The organism is Pseudarthrobacter sp. N5 (assembly GCF_050157035.1).
Taxonomy (GTDB): domain Bacteria; phylum Actinomycetota; class Actinomycetes; order Actinomycetales; family Micrococcaceae; genus Arthrobacter.
This window is the reverse complement of record NZ_CP189593.1, coordinates 1-24,459: the sequence shown is the minus strand read 5'-3', so window position 1 is coordinate 24,459 and position 24,459 is coordinate 1. Positions and strand designations below refer to the sequence as shown.

The following is a 24,459-nucleotide window of genomic DNA, read 5'->3' as shown; positions in this document are numbered from 1 at the left end:
GATGACTGAAGAAATAACGACGACGGCGGCCGCCCCGGTGGCCGAGCCGGTCCAGGTGGAGATGCCCGCCGAGATCCCCGGCGGGCATCTCCGCACAGACCCCTTCACAGTCACCCCGCGTGACACTTTCGTGGACGGCGCGGCGCTGTTCCCGGGCGATACGGGCGTGGTGCCCATGAAAGTCCGCCAGGCCATGGTGAAGCTCCTCAAAGGCCCGTATATTGACGGCGGCCGGGACGAGAAACTGTGGACCACGCTGCTGGATAACCAGCTGATCCTGCGCAGCCGCCTGTCCGAGCTGTTCCTGACCCTGCAGCTGGACCACGAACGGAAGATCGCGGTTCTGCGCCCGGTGGACCCCGAAACCATCGGCGGAAGCTCCCGGTCCAGCATCCTGCGCCAGCAACGCGCGCTGAGCCGGGTGGAAACCATCGTGCTGCTCCGCCTCCGGTTGCTGCTGGACCGTCACGTCACGGCGCAGACCGACCCCACCGTCACGCGTGAGGAAATCGCGGAGCTTGTGGCCCATTACCAACCCTCCGGCCAGCAGGACGCGCTGCGGGACTCCGACGTCGTCAACCGGGCCGTCACCAAGCTCCTGGCCCGCCAACTCCTCCTCGCCACCGGCCTGGACGAGGTCTACACCATCTCCAATGCCCTTCCGCTGGCTCTCCCGTTCGAAAATATCGGCGACATCCCGGCCCAGATCGACGCCTTGGTGGCAGCCTCCTCGGACCGAGCGGGAACCGAGCCGCTGATAGAGCTCGACGGCGACACACGTGACGGCGACGAAGAGGAGGCCGCCAAGTGAGCATCGCAACCATGCTCCCGATGGGCGAGCTGACCAACCCGGGCCAGATGCGCCTGGCCCTGGTCCAGGTGGTCAACTGGGGCACGTTCCATGGCGCCCACACCATGCACGTGGACCGGAACGGCACCCTCCTCACAGGCAATTCGGGCGTCGGCAAGTCCACCCTCTTCGACGCCATGCTGCGGGTGTTTGACGCCCGCCCACGCTCCAACGAAGCCGCCGCACAACGCTCCGGCGGGGCTGTGGAAGACAAGAGGACCACCTTCACGTACATGCGCGGCAAGGTGGGCGACAAGGCAGTGGGGGAGGGCTCGGCCAGTGCATTCCAGCGCCCGGGTGCCACCTGGTCAGCCGTCGCCCTGACGTTCGATAACGCCGCGGGCACCAAAGTGACCGTTTCCGCACTCTTTGACCTGCCGAAGAACGGCACGGAGTCCAGTGTGGGCCGGTTCTATCTGATCGACATCAAACCGCTGGATCTTCCGGCCCTTGAGGAAATCGCCGAAAAGCGGTTCACTAAGGCCGCGCTGGAGACGATCTTCCCGGATGCGCAGATCTTCGATGTCCACAAGGCCTTTGCCGAGCGTTTCCGCCGCCTTTTGGGTATCAATTCGGACCAGGCGCTGCCGCTCCTGCGCGTAATCCAGGCCGGTAAGGGGCTCGGCGGCAGCGTTAATACCTTCTTCCGCGACCAGGTGCTGGATGCCCCGGCAACCCTGACGGCGGCGGACCATGTTGTGGAGGAATTCAGCAACCTGATGTCCATCCGGCAGCGGCTGGAGGATGTCCGGCAGCAGCGTGACCAGCTGGCCCCGGTGCCGGAACTGAACAGGGAATATGCCCAGTCCCTGCTGGATGCCAACCGGCTGCGAGAACTTGCCGGCGAGGAATCCGATGCCTACAAGCAGCTGCTGGCCGTCACGGTCCATGAGAAGACCCTGGCCCGCTTCAAGGACCTCGCACAGTTCAAGGCCAAGGAGCTCGGCGCCGAACGGACGGTCCGGGACGGGCTGGCAAAGGGGTTGCGCCAACTCGAGGCGGATTACAACAACCGGGGCGGCAACGCGATTTCCGCGATCGAGCAGTCCCTCGAGAACGCCAGGGTGGGGCGGAAGCTCCGCGAACAGCTGGAGGAGGCAGCCCGAAAGGCGCTGACCGAGGCGGGTCTGGAGCTTGAGTGGACGGCGGGCGGCTGGGAGACCGCCCACGAGCAGGCCGCCGCCCGTTCGGCCGAGCTGAAGGATGATTCCGAGGCGCTCAGGGAACTCCGTTTCGAGGCTTTCGACGGCCACGCTACCAAAAAACGCGAGCTCGCCGCAGCCCAGCAGGAAGTCGTCTCGCTCAAGACACGCAAGTCCCTGCTGCCGCCGTCGAGCATTGAAAACCGCGCCGCAATCGCGGCCGCCACCGGCGTTCCCGAGGAGCAGATGCCCTTCGGCGGCGAGCTGATGGACCTCGCCGACGGGCAGGAGCAGTGGCGGCCCGCCGCAGAGCGGGCGCTGCGGAATCTCGCCACCACGCTGCTGGTGCCCGGGGAGCATTTCGCCGCCGTCACGCGGTACCTCAACGGCCACGCGGTCCGCGGCGCCCTCCGCGCGGTGGACGTGTCCAAGCCGTTGGCCGGCGGTGCGCTTGCCGTCGAGGACGTGCGCGACGGCGATCTGCTCACCAAACTGAGCATCCTCACCCCCGCACTCAACAGCGGGGCCAACAGCGGATTCACCGCGCAAGCAAGTGAGTGGATCCGCGAACGGATCGCCCTCGATTTCGCCTACCCCTGTGTCGAGGACCCGGACGAACTTTCCAGGCTGGACAAGGGCCTGAGCCTGGGCGGTGTGGTCAAACGCAACCGCCACACCGTGGAGAAGGACGATCGCTTCACGAGCCGGCAGGACTACGTGCTCGGCTTCGACAACGCGTCCAAACTGGAGCTCGTTGCCGCCCAGGTGGAGGATCTCCAGCAGGAACTGGCCAAGGCCGCCGAGCTGGCCCGGAGCCGGGAAGAATCGCACCAGGGCATGACCCGCCAGCTCGACGCACTGCGCCGCGTGGCCGATGACCACCGTCCGTGGGAACAGGTTTCGGCGGCTGTTGCCACGGACGAGCTCACCAAGATCGAGCAGCGGCTCAGGGACGCCCTCGCGGCCCAGGCAGATCTGGAACCCCTGCGGGCCAACATCGAAGCGGCCCGGCAGAAACACCAGTCCAGCACCGAGGCTGCGGCCGTGCTGCAGAGCGAGTACAAGGTGCTGGACCACCAGCTGACCAGTGCCGATTCACTCCTGGAAGCGGCACGTGCACGCGTGGTCCAGACGCCGCCGTCGGAAGCGACGCTCACTGCGCTGGAACCGTACTTCGAAGAATTCGGCGACGTCACCGAGATGCACGAGCTGGACAACCTGGCCAACAGGGTCCGGACCCGGCTGCTGGGCGAGCTGCATGCCGCGGAGTCGCGCGGGCAGGCCACTTCCGAGCGGCTGACCCGGATTTTCGAGGGTTTTGTGCGCGAATGGGGCACGTCCATCAGCACCGATCACGGCACGTCCATCGGAGCGGCCGGCGAGTTCGAGGGCCGCTACCACGCAATCGTCAGCGACGGCTTGCCCGCGCAGGAAGCCGAATTCCGGCAGTTTTTCAACCAGCGCACGCACGAATCATTCAGCACGCTGCTGCACCTGCTGGACGAGGAACGCCGCTCGATCACCAGCCGCATCCTGCCCCTCAACGGCATCCTGTCAGAGGTCAATTTCCATGAGGGCAGCTTCCTTGAACTCGACATCAAGCAGACGCTGCCGGCCACGGCCAAACAGTTCCGGGACGCCATTCAGAATGCGCTGAAGGCGCGGCACACGAGGCCCGGAAGAGCGACAGAAACGGACGACGCCGAGCTCACCAACCGCTACAAATCCCTTGAAACGCTGGTCAAGCGTTTGGGCTCGCAGACTCCCGAGGACCGGCGCTGGCGTGCTGACGTGCTCGACGTCCGCGGCCACCTGTTTATCCAATGCAAGGAACACCGCGAGGTCGCCGCTCCGGGTTCCAGCGTGCAGCGATCCGGTGGAACCGGAAACGGAAGCCGGAAGAAGACTGACGTGTTTATGCACGCGGACACCGGTTCCATGTCCGGTGGCGAGCGGCAGCGCTTCACCGCGTTCATCATGGCGGCTGCGCTCAGCTACCAGCTGGGCATCGCCGAGCAGGGCTTCACCACCTACGGCACCGTCATGATGGACGAGGCTTTTGTGCTCGCGTCGGAGGAATTTGCGGGCGCCGGCATCAAGGCCCTGCACGAGTTCGGCTTCCAGTTGCTGTTGGCTGCGCCGGAGAACGTGATCGACCTGTCCCGGCACCTGGGTTCAGTGACCGAGATCCTCCGGGACAAGCGAACCAACCGCTCCGGCGTGCTGACGGCCCCGGTGATCGGGCCGCGGTCCGGCGCTGCCGGGGGCGCAGGAGGAACGGATGGTACCTGGCGGTCCGAGGCCAACCCCGTGGACATCGTGCTCCGCTGACCCGCCCAGACCAAAGCAACGCGGGGTCACTTACGGCCCATTGAAGCCGCAGGCATGGGCCGTAAGTGACCCCGCATTGCCTGGTTGAGGTCTAGCCACGGCGCACACTTCCATCCACCCCGGCCAATTAGGTGACGTAAACGTTTCGTAATGGCAGCGAGGGTAGGCTAGCCTTACTTAGGTTTGCATCACTCACCTAAGGAGTTCCGTGACTTCCCCTCTTTTCTCCGGCCCGTCCGCTGGCCGCAGCAACGCATTCGGCCCCGGCACCACCCGCCGTGCGCTGCTCAAGACCGCCGGCAAGGCAACAGCCGTTCTGGCCGCCGCGGCACTTTCGCTGACCGCCTGCTCCACCGGCCCGGTCGCCTCCACTGCGGACGCCGGCACCACCTCATCCACGGACCCGGCCAGCTCCCAATTCCCCGTCACCATCAAGCACGCTTTCGGTGAGACCACCATCAAGGAACAGCCCAAACGCGTTGTCACCGTCTCGTGGGTCAATGACGATGTTGCCATTGCCCTCGGTGTGGTTCCCGTGGGCGTGCCCAAGAACGCATGGGGCGGCAATAGCAAGGGCTCAACCCCCTGGAAGGATGCCGGCCTGGAGAAGCTGGACGCAGGCTTCGGTTCGGACAAGGCGCCGGTGCAGTTCTCCGAAGCTGACGGCATCAACTTCACCGAGATCGCCAAGCTCAACCCGGACGTCATCCTGGGTGCGTACTCCGGCCTGACCGAAGAGGACTACAAGAAGCTCAGCGAGATCGCGCCCGTCGTGGCACACCCCAAGGTGGCCTATGGCACGTCGTGGCAGGATTCCACCAGCATCATCGGCAAGGCGCTGGGCAAGGAAGCGGAGGCCGCCAAGCTGGTCTCCGACACCGAGGCAACCATCAAGGACAAGGTCTCCAAGTACCCGCAGCTCGCCGGCAAGAGCTACATCTACGGAAATCTGGATCCGTCAGCCGCCGAGAAGATCGGCCTCTACACCGCCAACGACAACCGTCCGCGCTTCCTCAACGAAATCGGCATGAAGCTGGCGCCGGTTGTGGAGGACAGCTCCAAGGGATCAAAGGAGTTCTACATCCCGTGGTCGGCTGAAAAGGCCAACGAGCTCGAGGCCGATATCTTCGTGACCTGGGTGGCAGACGCTGCCGCGGCGGACGCCGTCAGGGCCGACCCCCTGATCAACCAGATCCCGGCCATCAAGGACGGTGCCCTGGTTGCCGACTCGGACAACACCCTCACGCTGTCCATCTCGGCGTCCTCGCCGCTGAGCCTGCCGTGGTCACTGGATACGTTCCTGCCGCAGCTGGCCAGCGCAGCGGACAAAGCAACCGTCGCAGTGAAGTAAGCACCTCCCCATGACAAAAAGTACGACGGCGGCGGCCCCCGGCATGCCCGGGTGCGCACCGTCCGCCCCGGCAGCCGAGCGCGAACGGACACTTGAGGCCCCACAAACGCGCGAATCGGGGCCATATCTGCCCCTCCGCGCCTCAGGTAAGCAAACCGCCTGGCTGCTGGCCGCCGTCGTCGTACTTGTCCTGGTCTGTGCTGCTTCCCTAGCCGTCGGCGCCCGGGGACTGCCCCCGGAATCCGTCTGGCAGGCGCTGTCCCGGTTTGATCCGGACAACGGCAGCCATGCTGTGGTCCGGGCGCGTATTCCGCGCACTGTTCTTGGCCTGCTGGCCGGCGGGGCACTGGGTCTCGCCGGTGCGGCCATGCAGGGGATTGCGCGCAACCCCCTCGCGGACCCCGGCATCATGGGAGTGAATGCCGGGGCCGCGTTGGCTGTTGTCACCGGAATCTACGTTTTCGGTGTTTCCTCGCTGACCGGGTACATCTGGTTCGCGTTTACCGGTGCCGCCGGCGCCGCCGTCGTCGTTTATCTGGTCGCTTCACTGGGACGGGAAGGCGCGACGCCGGTGAAGCTCGCCCTTGCGGGCGCCGCCCTGAGCGCCGGACTGTACTCGCTGATGAACGTCGTCCTCGTCTCGAGCCAGGACACGCTGGACCGCTTCCGTTTCTGGCAGGTGGGCGGGATCGCCGGGCGCGACTGGTCTGTGGTCCTGCCGGGCGTCCCTTTTCTTGTGGCGGGCGCCCTGATCGTGCTGTTCACCGGGCGCATCCTCAACAGCCTGGCGCTGGGCGACGACGTTGCGCGTGGTCTGGGCCAGCGGGTGGGGCTTGTCCGCGGAGTCACCGCGCTGGGAATCGTGCTGCTGTGCGGCTCGGCCACGGCGCTCGCCGGACCCATCGGATTCGTGGGGCTGGTCATTCCGCACGCCGTCCGTTTCCTCACAGGCCCGGATTACCGCTGGATCCTGCCGTTTTCGCTGGTTCTTGCTCCCGTGCTGCTCCTGGGCGCCGACATCATCGGCCGCGTGGTGCTGCTCCCGAGTGAAGTCCCCGCCGGCATCATGACCGCACTGGTGGGTGCACCGGTGTTTGTCTGGCTGATCCGCCGCGGCAAGGGAGCCGGACTGTGAAGACTGCTGAGGCGCCCGCCGAGGTGAGATTTCGCGCCCATGATTCTCGCAAACAGGGGCGTCTTCTCTCACCTCGCCGCTGGTCGTGGGGGTCAGGGAACCGCACCGCAATCCTGGCAGCCGCCGTTGTGGTTCTCTTTGCCGTCAGCATCCTGCTGGGCAGCTACACCGTGACCATCCCGGACTTCTTCAGGATCCTCACCGCGCATCTCACCGGCGGCGAGAAATTTCCCGGCGCCAGCTTCATCGTGATGGAAAACAAATTGCCGCGGGCCGTTATCGGCACCATGATCGGCGTGGCGTTCGGGCTGTCCGGCGGCCTGTTCCAGACCATGTTGCGCAACCCGCTGGCCAGCCCCGACGTGATCGGCATCAGCTCAGGGGCCAGCGCCGCTGCGGTCACGGCCATCGTCATTTTCGGGGCCTCCGGCGCCGCAGTCTCCTGGTCGGCACTGGGCGGGGCGATGGGCGTGGCCGCGCTCATCTACGCCATCTCCCGCGGGAATTCGCTGAGCCCGGGCGGCGGCAACGGCGGAAACGCAGCCGGCAACCGCCTCATCCTTGCGGGCGTGGGAATTGCGGCAGCTCTGCACGCGGTCATCAGTTTCCTGATGACGCGCTCCGATATCCGCACTGCCGCGGACGTGTTGGTCTGGCTCAACGGTTCGCTCAACTCGGCCAACTGGGACCGTGCGGTCATCCTTGGCGCCGCGCTGCTGATTCTGGTTCCTGCGGTTGCCGTCCTTGCCGGCCCGCTGCGCATTCTCGAACTCGGCGACGACGCCGCCGCCGGGCTCGGCATCCGGGTGGGCCTGACAAGGCTGGGAGTGGTGCTCACCGCCGTTGCCCTCGCTGCCGTGGCGACGGCGGCCGCCGGGCCGGTGGCGTTCGTCGCCTTCCTTGCCGGCCCCATCGCCTGCCGCTTTACGCGCAAAGCCAGCCTGCCGGCATCGGCCTGTGGGGGCGCAATTATCGTTTTGGCGGCGGACTATTTCGCCGCGAACATTGCCCCTCTGCTGCTGGACGGCACCGTGCTGCCCGTCGGTGTGATCACCGGCGCGCTGGGCGCCCCGTTCCTGCTGTGGCTCCTGGTCACAGCCAACCGAAAGGATTCCTGACATGGCACTTTTGAACGCCAGGGAGCTGACGCTGCAGTACGGCCAGCGCCGCGTGGTGGACAGTCTCACGGCCGCGATCCCGGAAGGCAGGGTGACCATGATTGTTGGCGCCAATGCCTGCGGCAAGTCCACCCTCTTGCGCGGATTGTCCCGGCTCCTGAAACCGGCCGGAGGCTGCGTGACCCTGGACGGCAAGGATATCCATTCGCGCCCTGCCCGCGAACTGGCCCGCACGCTGGGCCTGCTGCCCCAGCACCCCACCGCCCCGGACGGCATTGTGGTCCGGGATCTGGTGGGCCGCGGAAGGTACCCGCACCAGGGCTTCTTCCGCAGCTGGAGCACGGACGACGACGACGCGGTGAAGCGCGCGCTCGAAGCCACAGAAACGCTGGAGCTCGCAGAGCGGAACGTGGACGAGCTCTCCGGCGGGCAGCGTCAGCGCGTCTGGATTGCCATGGCCCTGGCCCAGGAAACCGAGGTCCTGCTCCTCGACGAGCCCACCACCTACCTGGACCTGGCACACCAGGTGGAGGTGCTGGACCTTGTCACGGACCTGAACCGCACCCGAGGCACCACGGTGGCCATTGTGCTTCACGATCTCAACCTCGCCGCCCGGTATGCGGACCACGTGATTGCCATGAAGAGCGGGCAGATCGTGGCCGAGGGCCGTTCCGTGGATGTGGTCACGGCGGAGATGGTCCGTGAAGTGTTCGGGCTGGAATCCCGTGTGCTCCCGGATCCGGTCTCGGGAACTCCTCTGATCATCCCGATCGGGCGGCACCACGCCGAAAGCCAGGCAGAGGCCGCCACTGATTTCCCAAAAGCCTCAACCACAACCCTGGAGTTGGTCTCATGAGTACCCGCACCATATCCGCCACAGAACCCATGACCCTGGCATTCGACGTCACCGTCTCCGCCGTGCAGGAGTTGGGCCCGAACTTCCGCCGGGTGACGTTCGGAGGCTACTCGTTGCGGGACTTCGGCGTGCACGGCGGGACACTTGACCTTCGCATCAAACTGATGATCCCGTCACTGGCCAAGGACGGGAGCCAGATCCGCATTCCCACGTTCAAGATGGAACAGTCCGGCTGGTACCAGGAATGGCTGGCCATGGATCCTGCCGTGCGCGGGTCCATGCGCACCTACACCGTGCGGCAGGAACGCCTCGACGCGGTGTACCCGGAGATCGACGTTGACTTCGTGATGCACTTCGATTCCTCTGCGCAATTGCACAAAAACGGCGGCCCGGCCGCAAACTGGGCCCTTTACGCCAAGCCCGGCGACCCCCTGACCATCATCGGACCCAACAACCGGGCCGCGCACTGCGTCACCGCTGAAATCTACTCCGGTATCGAGTGGCGGCCGGGCCTGGCCCAGCGCGTGCTGCTGGCCGGCGACGAAACGTCAGTCCCTGCGATCAGCGCCATTCTCGAGAGCCTGCCGGCCTACATGACCGGCCACGCTTTCCTCGAGGTTCCGGAACCCGGCGACTTCCTTGAAATCAGCACCGCAGCCGACGTCGAAATCATCTGGCTTGCCCGCGGTGCCGCTATCGGACGGTCCCGTCCGCACGGTGAACTGCTGCAGCAGTCCGTTCGCAGCGCGGTCCCCGTGCCAGGCTGGGTTGGCATCAAAACGGCCGACGGCGGGGCAGGAGCCGGGGCGGGACCGGAGCCGGAAGACGTGGACGTGGATCATGACATCCTCTGGGAAACGCCCGCGCGGATGGACACCGCGGCCATCGGTGCGTCCAGGAGCCCCGGAACACCCGCAGGCGCCATGCCGTTCTACGCATGGATCGCCGGTGAGGCCGGGGTCATCAAGGAGATGCGCCGGTACTTGGTGCGGGATGTGGGGATTGACCGGAAGCAGGTGGCTTTCATGGGGTACTGGCGTCAGGGCAAAGCCGAGCTCTAGTCCTTGCGACAGTCCGCCTACACCGCCGTTTTGCCTTGGCCTAGACACCTCCCGACGCTTCCTTCGGCCGCGGGCGGCCTCTGTCCGCTCTGGTCGGCGATGCGCTCCTTTGCAAAACAGCGGCTGCGGCTCGGCGGTTGACTCACCAACGCCTACGGTTAACCTTGGCTTTCCCTGCCCGCCGCCGGGGTTGGATAGGGTGCTGGGGTGGCAACTGGTTCAGAGCACGGTGGGCGACGGCGGTTTGTCGCCTTGGGTGATTCCTTTACCGAGGGCGTAGGGGACCGCAGCAAGCGCCTGCCGAATGGGGTGCGCGGCTGGGCGGACCGGGTGGCCGAGAGGCTGGCCAAGGCGGAGCCGGGCTGGGAATATGCCAACCTGGCCGTCCGCAGCAAACGACTGCGCCACATCGTTGACGAACAGCTGGAACCTGCCCTCGCCATGGAGCCCACCCTCGTCACGCTGTACGCCGGCGGAAATGACATCCTTGATTTCGGCACGGACATGGACGCCCTGATGGCTGAGTATGAGTCGCTCGTGGCCAAGCTTGCGCAAACCGGAGCCACGCTGGTCCTGTTCACCGGCTTTGACGTCAAGGTCTCGGCAGTTCTGGAGCCGTTAAGGAAGCGCAATGCCGCCTACAACCAGCGGGTCCGTGAATTGGCGGCCAAGTACGGAGCCGTGCTGGTGGACTACTGGTGCTTTGACGAGTTCCAAGATCGTCGGATGTGGGACAGCGACCGCCTGCACATGTCCAAGGCGGGGCATAAGCATCTCGCGGCGCAGGTGCTGGATCACCTCGGTGTGCCGCATAACATGAGCCCCAAGGAATGGGAGCCACCGGCCAAAATGAACCTCCGTGATTGGGAACGCCGTCAACGCCGCTGGATGCACGACTGGGTCCTGCCGCTCTTTGGCCGCAAGCTCCGGGGCGTCACGCTGGGGGACACCTTGGGCCCGCGCTGGCCGGTACCGGTCCGGGTCCCCCGCAAAGGCGGCCTGAAAAAGCTCATGGCCCCGGTTGCCGAAGGCCCGGTTCCCGAAGCCCCGGTTGCCGAAGGCCCGGTTCCCGAAGGATCAGGGAACCAACCATGACCGGCCAGGAGCACGTCCGTTTCGTGGCGCTGGGAGATTCCTTCACCGAGGGCGTGGGGGACAAGGATTTCCGGCTGCCCAACGATTGCCGGGGCTGGGCGGACCGGGTCGCCGAGGAACTGGCGCGCCGGGATCCGCGGACAAGCTACGCCAACCTCGCCGTCCGTGGCCGCAGGTTGCGCCAGATTGTGGACGAACAGCTCGACGCGGCCCTCGCCCTGGAACCCACGTTGTTCAGCTTTTATGCAGGAGGCAACGACCTGCTGATGGCACGCCTGGATCTGAATGCCCTGATGCGGAAATACGAAAATGCGGTCAAGCGGCTGACCGCAAGCGGTGCCCGGGTCCTGCTGTTCACGGGCTACAACGTACCGCTTTCCCCGGCGCTGGAACCACTGAAGCTGCGCACCGCGGTATACAACACGCACGTCCGCCGGATCGCCGCCAACCACGGTGCCCTGCTGGTCGATTACTGGTGTTTTGAGAAATTCCAGGACCCCCGCATGTGGGCACCGGACCGGCTGCACATGTCAACCCCGGGCCACGTATATATGGCCAAGAAGGTGCTCGAAGTTCTTGGCGCGCCCCACACACTGACCTCGCCGGCGTTATCTCCGCTGCGTCCCCGGACCCGCGTGGAATTGATGCTCGACGACGCCGCCTGGCTCCGGCGGGACGCGGCACCCTGGATTTCACGCAGGTTCCGCGGGGTCACCAGCGGGGACGCGCTCAGCGCCTGCTGGCCGGGGCTTATGCCGGTGGTGCTGCCGGAACGTCTGGGCACGGCGAAGGTGGCGTCCCGCGGTTAGCAGAACGCCACCCCACGTTGTCAGATGGCGTGGCTGAGGACCTCAATCCACCAGCTCACGCCCTCTGAATGTCGAACCGGGCTACCTGCGGAGGCTGGGCGCGTTCAGCAGGTAAGCGCCACCGAGCCGGTCAGTCCGTTCGGGTCGGACGCCGAGCAGCTGAAAATCACCGTTCCCGGAGGCTGTTCGATGACCAGGGAAATCGAGGTCACGGTCAGCACCGGTTGGACGCCCGTCCAATTGGGGTTCGGGCAACCGGCAGCGGCCCCACTCACTGTGGTGGCGGCCGTCAGCACGACAGCGTTGGTGTTGAGGGTGAGGTTACCGTTCTTGATCGCGTCGGATGGAATGAACGTCGGAGCGGTTACGGGGCCTTCCAGCACCTTGTTCTGTCCCGGAGCGGTGTTCCCGCCGTTGTTTTGACACAGGTAAACGGCGAATCCGGAAACGGTGACGGTGGCGAGGAGATCCTGGTTGCCGAGGCCGGTGATCACCGCCGTACAGGTCGTCGAGCTGGTTGACCCGCTAGTGGTCACCGTACAGACCGGGGAACCGCCGTGCTTGAAGTGCGGGCTGGCGGCTTGGGCGGGTGCTGCAAAGAGGAGGAGGGCAGTAAGAACGACTGCAAATAGGGTAAATAGTTTTCGAGCTGACATGGGATTCTCCAAGTGCATGGCTTTATGCAATGTTGTGAATCCGTCAGTCCCCAGCAAGCTGGCGGGCGTGATACAAAGGCTCGGCCCTCGGCCCTCGGCCTTTCCGATGGCGATGACCGCGAAAGACTACGTCTTTCTGGGTGCATTATACGCCTGTCAGTGCTGCAAAAACAGTGTTCCGGGGAGGTTCCGCGGAGTCCTAGTCCAGCAGGTTTTCGTACCCCGGTGCTACCCGGTTGGCGTGGAACTCCGTGACCTCAAACTCGGCCACGCCGTTGACGTAGAAAGGGTCCTTGGCCAGCGAGGCGTCCAAGCTTGTCCGGTCCGAATTGGACAGCAGCATGCCACCGGTGCGGGGGATCTTGCGTCCGGCCGCAATAAAAATTCCTTGGTCGAAGGCATCCTTCAGCCATTCGACGTGGGCCTCCAAATGGAAGTCCACGATGTCTTCGGCAACCTTGTAGCTCAGGGACACAACGTACATGTGGTCAGCCTACCGGTCTTCTTTTCTCCTAGGATGGAGTCATGACCGAATCTCGCTGGCTCAACGCCAACGAACGCCGCGCCTGGCTGGCCCTGCTGAGCATCAACACCATGCTTCCTGCGGCTCTGGACACGCAACTTCACGCGGCCGGCAAGGTTTCGCTTTTCGACTACAACGTGCTGGCCATGCTCTCCGAGACGGAGGACCGCTTTCTGCCCATGAGTGAACTGGCGGCCCGCACCAGCGCTTCGCTGTCCCGGCTTTCCCATGTGGTCACCAAGCTGCAGAACCGCGGCTGGGTGGAACGCCGCGCGCACCCGGGCGACGCGCGCGTCACCACCGCCCACTTGACCGACGCCGGAATGGCCACCATCGTGGGGCTCGCGCCGGGTCATGTGGAAGCGGTCCGCGAGTTGTTCCTCGATGCCCTGACGGACCAGGACGTTGCGGACCTGGCGCGGATCGGCGAGCAGATCGTGGCCCGGCTGGATGACGATCACTGGATTCTGCGCGAGCACTGAGTGCCCGGACGTGGGCCGTCGCCCAAGGCTTTGTTGCTCCCGGCAACAGGTGGCAGACTGACGCTATGGATTTCACGGCCCGCTATGTAGCTCTTGGAGATTCGTTCACCGAAGGCGTCGGTGACGATGATCCCGCCCGCCCCAACGGGGTGCGCGGCTGGGCGGACCGTGTGGCAGAACAGCTGGGTGCCGCGGACCCGTCCTTCGGCTACGCCAACCTCGCCATCCGCGGCAGGAAACTGCGGCAGATCCTGGCAGAACAGGTGGATGCCGCCGTCGAACTTAAACCCACTCTGGTGACCATCTACGCCGGCGCGAACGACATCCTCCGCCCCAGGATCGATATCGACGATCTTCTGGTGGAGTACGACGCCGGCATCCGCAAGCTGAGCGCCACCGGCGCCACCGTGGTGATGTTTACCGGCTTCGATGCCCGCGGTTCCAAGGTTTTCAGCACCATGCGCGGCCGCACGGCCATCTACAACGAACTGGTGCGCGGGATCGCGGGAGACCATGGCGCGCTGCTGGTGGACTACTGGCGATTCAGCGAATACTACGACTGGGGCATGTGGGCGCCGGACCGGATGCATATGTCGGCCGCCGGCCACGCGAACATGGCCAAACGCGTACTCACTGTGCTGGAACATGACCATTCGATCGAGGTGCCGCCCATGTCGCCGGTCCCCGAACTCAGCCGGACAGATGCCATCCGCGCCAATGCGCGCTGGGTGCGCGAGTTCGCCGCCCCGTGGGTAGTCCGCCGGGTCACGGGCAAGTCCTCCGGCGACGGTCTCCAGCCGAAGTACGGCCCGCTGACCCGCATCTAAGTCCGGAAACCCGGCGTGGCCAGTAGCCCACCGTCCCTGCGCACAGCAAGAACGTCAACGTCCCATTCCTGCGTGGCACGGTCCAGCATCGGCAGCCCGCCAGCCACAATCGCCGTCGCAAGGACATCGGCGGTCACCACGTCTGCGGCAGCAACGGATACCTGGCGGAAGTCCGCGGTTGTCGAACCGACACCCCAGATGTGGTCTCCCCGTTCGGCCGAGCCGGACGTCGCGAGTGAGCATCGGGTCCGTCCGCCGCCGATCGGAAAGCCAGCCAGCAGCGTTTTGCGGTCTTCGGGATCAACAACGCCGGCCAGCCAGGCGTCGTCACTGCCGGGCCGGGGCGAGCCGCTGACCAGCACGTCGCCTCCTGCGTTAAGGCACCAGTGATTGAGCCCGAGCGCTTTGAGCGACGTGCCGGCTTCTTTGACCGCATAGCCCTTGATGAGCCCGGAGAGATCCAGTACACCGTCGGGCCGCGCTGGTGTGAAGGCGCCGTCGGTCAGGAGCCTCCACCCGGCCGCATCACCATAACGGGCACGCATGTCGGCAGAGGCGTGCGCCAGCGCGAGTTCGCCGCGGGCCAGTCTGCTGGCCTCGGAATCGGACCGGTACAGGCTGAACCTCCCGTCCAGTTCAGTGAAAAGACGTTCGACGACGGCGGTCGCGGCCGCCAGCTCGTCCTCCGCCGGCCGTGGCCCGTCCGCGGCAGAACTGGGTTCCCGGGCCAAAGCAGGGATGGTCAGGCTGATGACGGTGCCCATGCAATGGAAGGTGCGGGCGCGAAGCCTAGGGGGCTGCGTCTGTCCCTGGCGCCACTGCCCCGGGCGTCTCTGTGTCAGCGGGCGCGCTGCGGAATCAGAGATGGGCTGCATCGAGGGCCGCCTGGAGTGAACCGAGGTAGGCGTCGCTGGTAACCGTCGCGCCGCTGATGGTCTGGACCTCCGCAGATTGGGCTTTCAGTACTTCGGAGCGGAGCAACGGAGCGGCGCGGTTGCTGATTTGGACGGACTTCCGGTCCTCGTCGGTGAGCTGCAGCGCCGTGACATCGGTGATGCTGCCGTCCGAGACCGTCACCCGGACCTGGACCGCGCCGAAGCGGGTCTGTACAACCGTGCCGTTGTATGTTCCGGTGGTTTTAGCCGCGGCGCCGGACGTGCTGCCGGTACCAGGCGTGCTGCTGGTGCCCGTAGCGCCGGTAGCCGCAGCCCCGCTCGAGCCCGAGGCGGTGCCCGGTGAGCCCGTGCCCACCCCGTTGGTTCCGGCTGAGGTGCTGGCCGCGGAACTGCGGGCCTCGGCCACATGGATGCCGGATTGCCAGCCGAGCAGGAGGATTCCGGCCGATGCCAGGGCTGCTGATACTGCCGCACGCTTTCTCACCAGTCAAACCTTTCGTAGTGGAGCTGGTCTTGCGGGACACCGGCCGCACGGGCGTCGCTGAGCACGTTCCGGGCCCAGCCGTCCGGTCCGCAGACATATACGTCCGCTTGAGCGATGTCCGGGGCATAATCCGCCAGGCCATGGCCGGCCCGGACCGCATGCTCCGGCAGCCAGCCGCTTCCCTGATGCGCTGCCCGGCGGCCGGTCAGGTGGAACAGTGAGGCGCCGCGGCTCCGGCACAACTCCAGAATTTCCGCCGCCAGATACAGCTCCTCTTCGCTGTGGCCCCGCAGCAGCACGGTGGCGTTACCTGGTGCAAAGGGGGTGGTTTCCAGCAGAGCACGCAGCGGCGTGATGCCGATTCCGGCGCCGATCATCACTACCTGTTCGCGGCTGCGGGACGCCGAGCTGAACAGACCGTACGGGCCCTCAACGGCCACCCTTGTGCCGGGCCTCAGCGCAGCAAGCTGCGCGGATCCCTTACCAAGATTGCGGATGGTGATCCGGAGCCTGCCTTGGCCGAAGTCGCCAGAATGAAGTGGTTCGGCAGAGAGACTGAACGGGTGCGGATGCCACCACAGCCCTGGGGTTAGGAAGCGCCAGATGAAGAAGCGGCCGCCTGCGCCGGACAGCCGGTCCAGCTGGAGGCCGCTCATCTCGATACTCACAACCCCTGGCGCCACGGGCACCACGAGGCAGACCGTGAGCCGGTGCCGGAAAGTTGCCACGAGCGGTTGAACAATTCGGAAGAACAGAAGCGCCGCGCCGGTGGTGATGCAGATCGCCAACCAATACCAGCGCTGCCACGAGCCCTCAGCGAACAGTCCGCCCACGCTGAACTGGTGCGGCAGGGCACTAAGCACCGCGGCATAAGTCAGCAGGTGCACCGCGTACCAGAACTCGTAAGGAAAACGACGCCGGACAGCCACCAACGAGGTGATCACAACGGCGATAAAAAGCACCATCGAGAGGAACGCCAACCACATGTCCGGCACCAGCACCCACAGGGCCACGGATTCACTGACAGGATCCAGGCCTTCAGTCATTCCGTATCCGATCGCCACGAACAGTCCGTGGGCCAACAAAAGATACAGCGATGGCTTCCCGAGCTTCCGGTGGAATTCAAGGGCGCGGTCGTGGCCGACAGTACGGTCAATCACGGGGATGCGCGCTGCCAGCAGCAACATCAGCAGGACCAGGTCCATGCCGGCCAGCCCCGCAATAATCCCCACGGCGGTCAAACTGCCGGCGAGCGACGAGAATCCACTTGCACCGCCGTCGGCCATCCATAACGCCACGGCTGCAGAGAGGGACGCCCATGCGGCTACTGTCAGAAGGTCCGCCCGGAAGAGCCGCAGGCGATGCTGTACGGCAAAGCGGCCATGGTCCGCAGAGATTCCGGGACCCCTGCGGGGGCGGCGGTTCTCAGCCGGGATGGCCGGCAGGAGCTGTGTGTTCATGGTTCAACCCTCGGCCCCCAGGCTTTCATTCTGCTGTGAAAATACCCAAACCGAGGTATGACTTCCGCGTACATGGGCCGGCCGGCCTTGTACCTGGCCTTTCACACTGCCATGCGCTGGATTCGCCTTTAATTGCACAAACTCGTAGACTTGGTAGGCGCTAAGTGCGCGGAGCGTGCGCAATTGCTCCGGTGGCCCGGAAATTTCTCCAGGGTAGCCGGTAGTTAGGGGCTCAAGTTGCGCGTTTACCCGTTCACCCTGATCACTTTGGGTCGCTCTTAGCCGCATGGTCCCGCAGGAAATTTGCGGTCCATTTCATTCAATTCTTAGAGGAGAAGTCATGGCAGCACACTGCCAAGTGACTGGGGCCGAGCCGGGCTTTGGACACAGCATTTCGCACTCGCACCGACGCAATAAGCGTCGGTTCGACCCGAACATTCAGAAGAAGCGCTACTGGGTTCCGTCCCTGCGGCGTAACGTCACGCTGCAGGTCTCTGTGCGCGGCATCAAGACCATCGACGTACGCGGTATCGACTCAGTCGTAGCCGCCATCTTGGCACGGGGAGTGAAGCTCTAGTGGCAAAAGACAAGGACGTACGTCCGATCATCAAGCTCAAGTCCACCGCGGGAACGGGTTACACCTACGTAACCCGTAAGAACCGTCGTAACGACCCGGACCGTATGGTTCTGAAGAAGTACGATCCCAAGATCCGCCAGCACGTCGAATTCCGAGAGGAGCGCTAAACATATGGCTAAGAAATCAATGATCGCTAAGAACGAACAGCGTAAAGTCATTGTCGAGCGTTACGCTGCAAAGCGCCTCGAACTGAAGAAGGCTCTGGTTGACCCCAACTCGACCGACGAAGCACGCGAAGCTGCACGCCTCGGCCTGCAGAAGCTGCCGCGTAACGCGTCACCGGTGCGTCTGCGTAACCGCGACATCATCGATGGCCGCCCCCGCGGTACCTTCCAGAAGTTCGGTATCTCCCGTGTTCGCTTCCGCGACATGGCGCACCGCGGTGAGCTCCCCGGCATCACCAAGTCTTCCTGGTAATTCAGCACAGCTTTATTCAGCACTGCTGATTCCAGCTGCCTGAGAAGGGCCGGCAACCATATGGTTGCCGGCCCTTCTTTGCGTTAACCCGCTTCCGCTGAGGCGCCCCTGTCCTGGTGATGCAGCACACAGCAGGGATTTACGACGCCGCAGTCCCCGGTTCGTTGCCTTGGCACCCGTTTTGGTGCGGGTTGGCGGGGTTTTTGGGGTGTGGGTGGGGGTGTGGGTGGGGGTGGGGTGGTGGATTTGCGTGGGGTGTTGGTGGGGTGTATTGTTTTCTAAGTCGCCGCGAGGGAGACCAGCGAGAAGCTGGGTCCCGGAGGTGGCCAATCCCTTTCTTTTATGGCCGGTTTCCGGTGGTGCTTTGTTGTGCTTCTGGTTGGTGGTGGGGATGGTTTGTCTGCTGGTGTGGTCCTGGGAACGGGATTTGCATCGGGTGGGGAAACCGGGTAAGTTTGTGAAGTTGCTCCGGAGCGATCCGGGACTGTGGTTTGGTCCTGGTGGTGCCGGGTGTGTCTGTTGTTTGAGAACTCAATAGTGTGCCAAGTTTGTTGATACCGGTTTATTTTATATGAATTGGTTGAATTTGCCGGATCCTGCCACCCCGTGGTTGGGGTCTGGTTTTTACAGCTGGTTTCAAATTTTGTGCAGTCGGCATGCCCCGTTTTCCCGGGGGTGTTGGTTGTGTCTGTTTTTGTTTTACTTCAACGGAGAGTTTGATCCTGGCTCAGGATGAACGCTGGCGGCGTGCTTAACACATGCAAGTCGAACGATGAACCCCAGCTTGCTGGGGGGATTAGTGGCGAACGGGTGAGTAACACGTGAGTAACCGCCCTTTAACTCTGGGATAAGCCTGGGAAACTGGGTCTAATACCGGATATGACTCCTCATCGCATGGTGGGGGTGGAAAGCTTTTTGTGGTTTTGGATGGACTCGCGGCCTATCAGCTTGTTGGTGAGGTAATGGCTCACCAAGGCGACGACGGGTAGCCGGCCTGAGAGGGTGACCGGCCACACTGGGACTGAGACACGGCCCAGACTCCTACGGGAGGCAGCAGTGGGGAATATTGCACAATGGGCGCAAGCCTGATGCAGCGACGCCGCGTGAGGGATGACGGCCTTCGGGTTGTAAACCTCTTTCAGTAGGGAAGAAGCGAAAGTGACGGTACCTGCAGAAGAAGCGCCGGCTAACTACGTGCCAGCAGCCGCGGTAATACGTAGGGCGCAAGCGTTATCCGGAATTATTGGGCGTAAAGAGCTCGTAGGCGGTTTGTCGCGTCTGCCGTGAAAGTCCGGGGCTCAACTCCGGATCTGCGGTGGGTACGGGCAGACTAGAGTGATGTAGGGGAGACTGGAATTCCTGGTGTAGCGGTGAAATGCGCAGATATCAGGAGGAACACCGATGGCGAAGGCAGGTCTCTGGGCATTAACTGACGCTGAGGAGCGAAAGCATGGGGAGCGAACAGGATTAGATACCCTGGTAGTCCATGCCGTAAACGTTGGGCACTAGGTGTGGGGGACATTCCACGTTTTCCGCGCCGTAGCTAACGCATTAAGTGCCCCGCCTGGGGAGTACGGCCGCAAGGCTAAAACTCAAAGGAATTGACGGGGGCCCGCACAAGCGGCGGAGCATGCGGATTAATTCGATGCAACGCGAAGAACCTTACCAAGGCTTGACATGAACCGGAAATACCTGGAAACAGGTGCCCCGCTTGCGGTCGGTTTACAGGTGGTGCATGGTTGTCGTCAGCTCGTGTCGTGAGATGTTGGGTTAAGTCCCGCAACGAGCGCAACCCTCGTTCTATGTTGCCAGCGCGTTATGGCGGGGACTCATAGGAGACTGCCGGGGTCAACTCGGAGGAAGGTGGGGACGACGTCAAATCATCATGCCCCTTATGTCTTGGGCTTCACGCATGCTACAATGGCCGGTACAAAGGGTTGCGATACTGTGAGGTGGAGCTAATCCCAAAAAGCCGGTCTCAGTTCGGATTGGGGTCTGCAACTCGACCCCATGAAGTCGGAGTCGCTAGTAATCGCAGATCAGCAACGCTGCGGTGAATACGTTCCCGGGCCTTGTACACACCGCCCGTCAAGTCACGAAAGTTGGTAACACCCGAAGCCGGTGGCCTAACCCCTTGTGGGAGGGAGCTGTCGAAGGTGGGACTGGCGATTGGGACTAAGTCGTAACAAGGTAGCCGTACCGGAAGGTGCGGCTGGATCACCTCCTTTCTAAGGAGCACCTACAAGGTCCTGTTCCCCGTGTATGCGGGGTGTGGGGGTTGTCAGGAGTACAGCCCGTTTCGCGGACGGAAGTTCCGCGGCGGGTGCTCATGGGTGGAAATATCAGCAAATAGCGGTTGCCGGTTCTTTCCGGTGCCTAGTACGGTGTCTGTGTTTTCCTTCGGGAGGGTGCGGGTGCGTGGAACGGTGCCGGCGGGGGTTGGTGGTTTAGTGTTTGGCACACTGTTGGGTCCTGAGGCAACAGGGTCATGGCGTATGCCTGTATCTCCTTTTTGTGGGGGGTGCGGGTGTGTGGTGTGGGTTTGTTTGTTTCTGGTTTCCTGGCTGCAGCGATCATGCATGTGTCCCTTTCGGGGGTTGTGTGTGGGGTGTGTGGTTTGGGGTTGTTGTTTGAGAACTACATAGTGGACGCGAGCATCTTTTATAAGAAGCAATTTCCAAGAATATGAACCTGGATCTTATCTGTGCGTCGTGTGTCCTTTCGGGGGTGTGCGTTCGTGTGGGTATGTTTTCGTGGTTCTCTCGTGAATTAGTTTTTTTGATCTTTTGTGGTCAAGTTTTTAAGAGCACACGGTGGATGCCTTGGCATGGAGCCGAAGAAGGACGTAGGAATCTGCGATAAGCCTGGGGGAGTCGATAACCGGACTGTGATCCCAGGGTGTCCGAATGGGGAAACCCCGCCAGGGGCGCGAGCTGCCTGGTGACCCGCATCTGAACACATAGGGTGCGTGGGGGGAACGCGGGGAAGTGAAACATCTCAGTACCCGCAGGAAGAGAAAACAACAGTGATTCCGTCAGTAGTGGCGAGCGAACGCGGATCAGGCTAAACCGTTCCATGTGTGATAGCCGGCGGGCGTTGCATGGTCGGGGTTGTGGGACTTTCCGTTCTGTCTCTGCCGGGACAGTGAGGTGAGTAGTACAGGCATAGGTGAACGGTCTTGAAAGGCCGGCCAGAGAGGGTGTGAGCCCCGTAACCGAAATGTTGTGTACCGCCTGGAGAGTATCCCAAGTAGCACGGGGCCCGAGAAATCCCGTGTGAATCTGTCAGGACCACCTGATAAGCCTAAATACTCCCTAATGACCGATAGCGGACCAGTACCGTGAGGGAAAGGTGAAAAGTACCCCGGGAGGGGAGTGAAACAGTACCTGAAACCGTGTGCTTACAATCCGTCGGAGCCAGTCTGATTCTGGTGACGGCGTGCCTTTTGAAGAATGAGCCTGCGAGTTAGTGTTACGTCGCGAGGTTAACCCGTGTGGGGAAGCCGTAGCGAAAGCGAGTCTGAACAGGGCGTTGCAGTGGCGTGATCTAGACCCGAAGCGAAGTGATCTACCCATGGCCAGGTTGAAGCGACGGTAAGACGTCGTGGAGGACCGAACCCACTTCAGTTGAAAATGGAGGGGATGAGCTGTGGGTAGGGGTGAAAGGCCAATCAAACTTCGTGATAGCTGGTTCTCCCCGAAATGCATTTAGGTGCAGCGTTGCGTGTTTCTTACCGGAGGTAGAGCTACTGGATGGCTAATGGGCCCTACAAGGTTACTGACGTCAGCCAAACTCCGAATGCCGGTAAGTGAGAGCGCAGCAGTGAGACTGTGGGGGATAAGCTTCATAGTCGAGAGGGAAACAGCCCAGACCACCAACTAAGGCCCCTAAGCGTGTGCTAAGTGGGAAAGGATGTGGAGTTGCGAAGACAACCAGGAGGTTGGCTTAGAAGCAGCCATCCTTAAAAGAGTGCGTAATAGCTCACTGGTCAAGTGATTCCGCGCCGACAATGTAGCGGGGCTCAAGTACACCGCCGAAGTTGTGGATTTCAGATATTAGCTAAGCCGGAGACTTGTTCTTCTGGTTCAGGCGTCTGGAGTGGTAGGGGAGCGTCGTGTGGGCAGTGAAGTCGCGGTGTAAACCAGCGGTGGAGCCTACACGAGTGAGAATGCAGGCATGAGTAGCGAAAGACGGGTGAGAAACCCGTCCGCCGAATGATCAAGGGTTCCAGGGTCAAGCTAATCTGCCCTGGGTAAGTCGGGACCTAAGGCGAGGCCGACAGGCGTAGTCGATGGACAACGGGTTGATATTCCCGTACCGGCGAAAAACCGTCCATGCTGAACAGGGGATACTAACTGCCCGAGACCTGCCTGACCGTCCTTCGGGATGGAAGGGTTTTGGTGGAGCGCGGGACCTGATCCTGGGAGGTAAGCGTATTAACAGGTGTGACGCAGGAAGGTAGCTGAGCCGGGCGATGGTAGTCCCGGTCCAAGGATGTAGGGCGAACGGTAGGCAAATCCGCTGTTCATGATGCCTGAGACCCGATGGGACTCCCGTAAGGGGGGATTCAGTGATCCTATGCTGCCTAGAAAAGCATCGACGCGAGGTTTTAGCCGCCCGTACCCCAAACCGACACAGGTGATCAGGTAGAGAATACTAAGGCGATCGAGAGAATTATGGTTAAGGAACTCGGCAAAATGCCCCCGTAACTTCGGGAGAAGGGGGCCCCCATCGTGAACCACACTTGCTGTGGGGAGCGTGCAGGGGCCGCAGAGACCAGGGGGAAGCGACTGTTTACTAAAAACACAGGTCCGTGCGAAGTCGCAAGACGATGTATACGGACTGACTCCTGCCCGGTGCTGGAAGGTTAAGAGGACCGGTTAGCCGCAAGGCGAAGCTGAGAATTCAAGCCCCAGTAAACGGCGGTGGTAACTATAACCATCCTAAGGTAGCGAAATTCCTTGTCGGGTAAGTTCCGACCTGCACGAATGGAGTAACGACTTCCCCGCTGTCTCAACCATAAACTCGGCGAAATTGCAGTACGAGTAAAGATGCTCGTTACGCGCAGCAGGACGGAAAGACCCCGAGACCTTTACTATAGTTTGGTATTGGTGTTCGGAGTGGCTTGTGTAGGATAGGTGGGAGACGTTGAAGCCCGGACGCCAGTTCGGGTGGAGTCATCGTTGAAATACCACTCTGGTCACTTTGGACATCTAACTTCGGCCCGTAATCCGGGTCAGGGACAGTGCCTGATGGGTAGTTTAACTGGGGCGGTTGCCTCCTAAAAAGTAACGGAGGCGCCCAAAGGTTCCCTCAGCCTGGTTGGCAATCAGGTGTCGAGTGTAAGTGCACAAGGGAGCTTGACTGTGAGAGAGACATCTCAAGCAGGGACGAAAGTCGGGACTAGTGATCCGGCGGTACATTGTGGAATGGCCGTCGCTCAACGGATAAAAGGTACCTCGGGGATAACAGGCTGATCTTGCCCAAGAGTCCATATCGACGGCATGGTTTGGCACCTCGATGTCGGCTCGTCGCATCCTGGGGCTGGAGTAGGTCCCAAGGGTTGGGCTGTTCGCCCATTAAAGCGGTACGCGAGCTGGGTTTAGAACGTCGTGAGACAGTTCGGTCCCTATCCGCTGCGCGCGCAGGAAATTTGAGAAGGGCTGTCCTTAGTACGAGAGGACCGGGACGGACGAACCTCTGGTGTGTCAGTTGTACTGCCAAGTGCACCGCTGATTAGCTACGTTCGGATGGGATAACCGCTGAAAGCATCTAAGCGGGAAGCCCGCTTCGAGATGAGATTTCCATACACCTTGTGTGTGAGAGGCCCCCAGCCAGACCACTGGGTTGATAGGCCGGATGTGGAAGCGAGGACTAACGACTCGTGAAGCTGACCGGTACTAATAGGCCGATAACTTACACCACACACCATTGGTGAACGGATTCAAAAGACGTTCACATCAACAACGGTACAAAGAAACAAGACTGCTTGCGTCCACTATGTGGTTCCCAAACAACAAACCCGTACCCACGGCAGCGTTGTTCCAGGGAACAAAAACACCACACAACTACATAACACCACCACACCCGGCCCAGGCCCGGAACGGTGGAACCACAGAAGTTGTAACCACAGACTTCCCACCCCGCACCCCTCACAGGGAAACGGGGACGGGACAAAGGGTTACGGCGGTCACAGCGTGGGGGAAACGCCCGGTCCCATTCCGAACCCGGAAGCTAAGACCCACAGCGCCGATGGTACTGCACCCGGGAGGGTGTGGGAGAGTAGGACACCGCCGGACAACCATTAAGGCCAGGCCCCGACACACGTC

19 protein-coding genes and 3 rRNA genes are annotated in these 24,459 nt (G+C 62.6%); 17 read left to right on the top strand and 5 right to left on the bottom strand.

Annotated elements, in window-relative coordinates; genetic code table 11:
* The first annotated feature begins 1 nt into the window (after position 1).
* The 9 genes from ACQCST_RS00110 (at position 2) to ACQCST_RS00070 (ending at position 11,748) form a co-directional block, all read left to right on the top strand.
* Positions 2 to 811 carry a DUF4194 domain-containing protein gene (locus tag ACQCST_RS00110; protein ID WP_426997363.1) on the top strand — a complete coding sequence of 270 codons (810 nt, stop codon included), beginning with the start codon at positions 2 to 4 and terminating at the stop codon, positions 809 to 811.
* Positions 808 to 4,323 (top strand): ATP-binding protein, encoded by a 3,516-nt coding sequence (locus ACQCST_RS00105; RefSeq protein ID WP_426997362.1) that lies wholly within the window; start codon positions 808 to 810, stop codon positions 4,321 to 4,323. The genes ACQCST_RS00110 and ACQCST_RS00105 overlap by 4 nt, the downstream gene beginning before the upstream one ends.
* Before the next feature lie 208 nt (positions 4,324 to 4,531).
* A complete protein-coding gene (locus ACQCST_RS00100; RefSeq protein ID WP_426997361.1) occupies positions 4,532 to 5,674 on the top strand; it encodes an iron-siderophore ABC transporter substrate-binding protein in 1,143 nt (380 codons plus the stop codon).
* Between the two features lie 10 nt (positions 5,675 to 5,684).
* Entirely contained in the window at positions 5,685 to 6,809 is a 1,125-nt protein-coding gene (locus ACQCST_RS00095) for a FecCD family ABC transporter permease (protein ID WP_426997360.1), read from the top strand.
* Between the two features lie 110 nt (positions 6,810 to 6,919).
* Positions 6,920 to 7,927 carry a FecCD family ABC transporter permease gene (locus ACQCST_RS00090; RefSeq protein ID WP_426999035.1) on the top strand — a complete coding sequence of 336 codons (1,008 nt, stop codon included), beginning with the start codon at positions 6,920 to 6,922 and terminating at the stop codon, positions 7,925 to 7,927.
* A 1-nt stretch (position 7,928) separates the two neighbouring features.
* Complete coding sequence (locus ACQCST_RS00085) at positions 7,929 to 8,783, top strand: ABC transporter ATP-binding protein (protein WP_426997359.1); 855 nt, start codon at positions 7,929 to 7,931, stop codon at positions 8,781 to 8,783.
* On the top strand, positions 8,780 to 9,844 hold the full coding sequence (locus ACQCST_RS00080) for a siderophore-interacting protein (RefSeq protein WP_426997358.1): 1,065 nt from the start codon (positions 8,780 to 8,782) through the stop codon (positions 9,842 to 9,844). Before ACQCST_RS00085 ends, ACQCST_RS00080 begins: the two co-directional genes overlap by 4 nt.
* Positions 9,845 to 10,051: 207 nt before the next feature.
* A complete protein-coding gene (locus ACQCST_RS00075) occupies positions 10,052 to 10,939 on the top strand; it encodes an SGNH/GDSL hydrolase family protein (RefSeq protein WP_426997357.1) in 888 nt (295 codons plus the stop codon).
* Positions 10,936 to 11,748, top strand: a complete 813-nt coding sequence (locus ACQCST_RS00070; RefSeq protein WP_426997356.1) for an SGNH/GDSL hydrolase family protein — start codon at positions 10,936 to 10,938, stop codon at positions 11,746 to 11,748. The genes ACQCST_RS00075 and ACQCST_RS00070 overlap by 4 nt, the downstream gene beginning before the upstream one ends.
* A gap of 104 nt (positions 11,749 to 11,852) precedes the next feature.
* Here ACQCST_RS00070 and ACQCST_RS00065 read toward each other — a convergent pair whose 3' ends face one another.
* Positions 11,853 to 12,404 carry a hypothetical protein gene (locus ACQCST_RS00065; protein ID WP_426997355.1) on the bottom strand — a complete coding sequence of 184 codons (552 nt, stop codon included), beginning with the start codon at positions 12,402 to 12,404 and terminating at the stop codon, positions 11,853 to 11,855.
* 199 nt (positions 12,405 to 12,603) lie between these two features.
* Positions 12,604 to 12,888 carry a YciI family protein gene (locus ACQCST_RS00060; protein ID WP_426997354.1) on the bottom strand — a complete coding sequence of 95 codons (285 nt, stop codon included), beginning with the start codon at positions 12,886 to 12,888 and terminating at the stop codon, positions 12,604 to 12,606.
* A 41-nt stretch (positions 12,889 to 12,929) separates the two neighbouring features.
* Between ACQCST_RS00060 and ACQCST_RS00055 the strand changes: the two genes are divergently transcribed.
* Together ACQCST_RS00055 and ACQCST_RS00050 are read left to right on the top strand one after the other, a co-directional pair.
* Complete coding sequence (locus ACQCST_RS00055; protein WP_426997353.1) at positions 12,930 to 13,409, top strand: MarR family winged helix-turn-helix transcriptional regulator; 480 nt, start codon at positions 12,930 to 12,932, stop codon at positions 13,407 to 13,409.
* Positions 13,410 to 13,474: 65 nt separating this feature from the next.
* The gene (locus ACQCST_RS00050) at positions 13,475 to 14,236 is read left to right on the top strand and encodes an SGNH/GDSL hydrolase family protein (RefSeq protein ID WP_426997352.1); all 762 of its coding nucleotides are present in this window, start codon (positions 13,475 to 13,477) and stop codon (positions 14,234 to 14,236) included.
* Here ACQCST_RS00050 and ACQCST_RS00045 read toward each other — a convergent pair.
* The 3 genes from ACQCST_RS00045 to ACQCST_RS00035 all read right to left on the bottom strand — a co-directional run bounded on the left by ACQCST_RS00045 (position 14,233) and on the right by ACQCST_RS00035 (position 17,076).
* Complete coding sequence (locus tag ACQCST_RS00045) at positions 14,233 to 15,000, bottom strand: FAD:protein FMN transferase (protein WP_426997351.1); 768 nt, start codon at positions 14,998 to 15,000, stop codon at positions 14,233 to 14,235. The genes ACQCST_RS00050 and ACQCST_RS00045 overlap by 4 nt on opposite strands.
* A 94-nt stretch (positions 15,001 to 15,094) precedes the next feature.
* Positions 15,095 to 15,616, bottom strand: coding sequence for an FMN-binding protein (locus ACQCST_RS00040; protein ID WP_426997350.1), 522 nt, complete (start codon positions 15,614 to 15,616; stop codon positions 15,095 to 15,097).
* Entirely contained in the window at positions 15,613 to 17,076 is a 1,464-nt protein-coding gene (locus ACQCST_RS00035; RefSeq protein ID WP_426997349.1) for a ferredoxin reductase family protein, read from the bottom strand. Before ACQCST_RS00035 ends, ACQCST_RS00040 begins: the two co-directional genes overlap by 4 nt.
* Before the next feature lie 340 nt (positions 17,077 to 17,416).
* On the opposite strand from ACQCST_RS00035, the gene rpmB reads away from it, so the two are divergent.
* The 6 genes from rpmB (at position 17,417) to rrf (ending at position 24,429) form a co-directional block, all read left to right on the top strand.
* Positions 17,417 to 17,653 (top strand): 50S ribosomal protein L28, encoded by a 237-nt coding sequence (gene rpmB, locus ACQCST_RS00030; protein ID WP_426997348.1) that lies wholly within the window; start codon positions 17,417 to 17,419, stop codon positions 17,651 to 17,653.
* Positions 17,653 to 17,820, top strand: a complete 168-nt coding sequence (gene rpmG / locus ACQCST_RS00025) for a 50S ribosomal protein L33 (RefSeq protein WP_013602737.1) — start codon at positions 17,653 to 17,655, stop codon at positions 17,818 to 17,820. The genes rpmB and rpmG overlap by 1 nt, the downstream gene beginning before the upstream one ends.
* A gap of 4 nt (positions 17,821 to 17,824) precedes the next feature.
* On the top strand, positions 17,825 to 18,130 hold the full coding sequence (gene rpsN, locus ACQCST_RS00020) for a 30S ribosomal protein S14 (RefSeq protein WP_043485315.1): 306 nt from the start codon (positions 17,825 to 17,827) through the stop codon (positions 18,128 to 18,130).
* Between the two features lie 704 nt (positions 18,131 to 18,834).
* Positions 18,835 to 20,358, top strand: a 16S ribosomal RNA gene (locus ACQCST_RS00015).
* 562 nt (positions 20,359 to 20,920) lie between these two features.
* A 23S ribosomal RNA gene (locus ACQCST_RS00010) occupies positions 20,921 to 24,055 on the top strand.
* A 257-nt stretch (positions 24,056 to 24,312) separates the two neighbouring features.
* A 5S ribosomal RNA gene (rrf, locus tag ACQCST_RS00005) occupies positions 24,313 to 24,429 on the top strand.
* The 16S, 23S and 5S rRNA genes sit together here, the layout of an rRNA operon.
* The last annotated feature ends 30 nt before the right edge of the window (positions 24,430 to 24,459 follow it).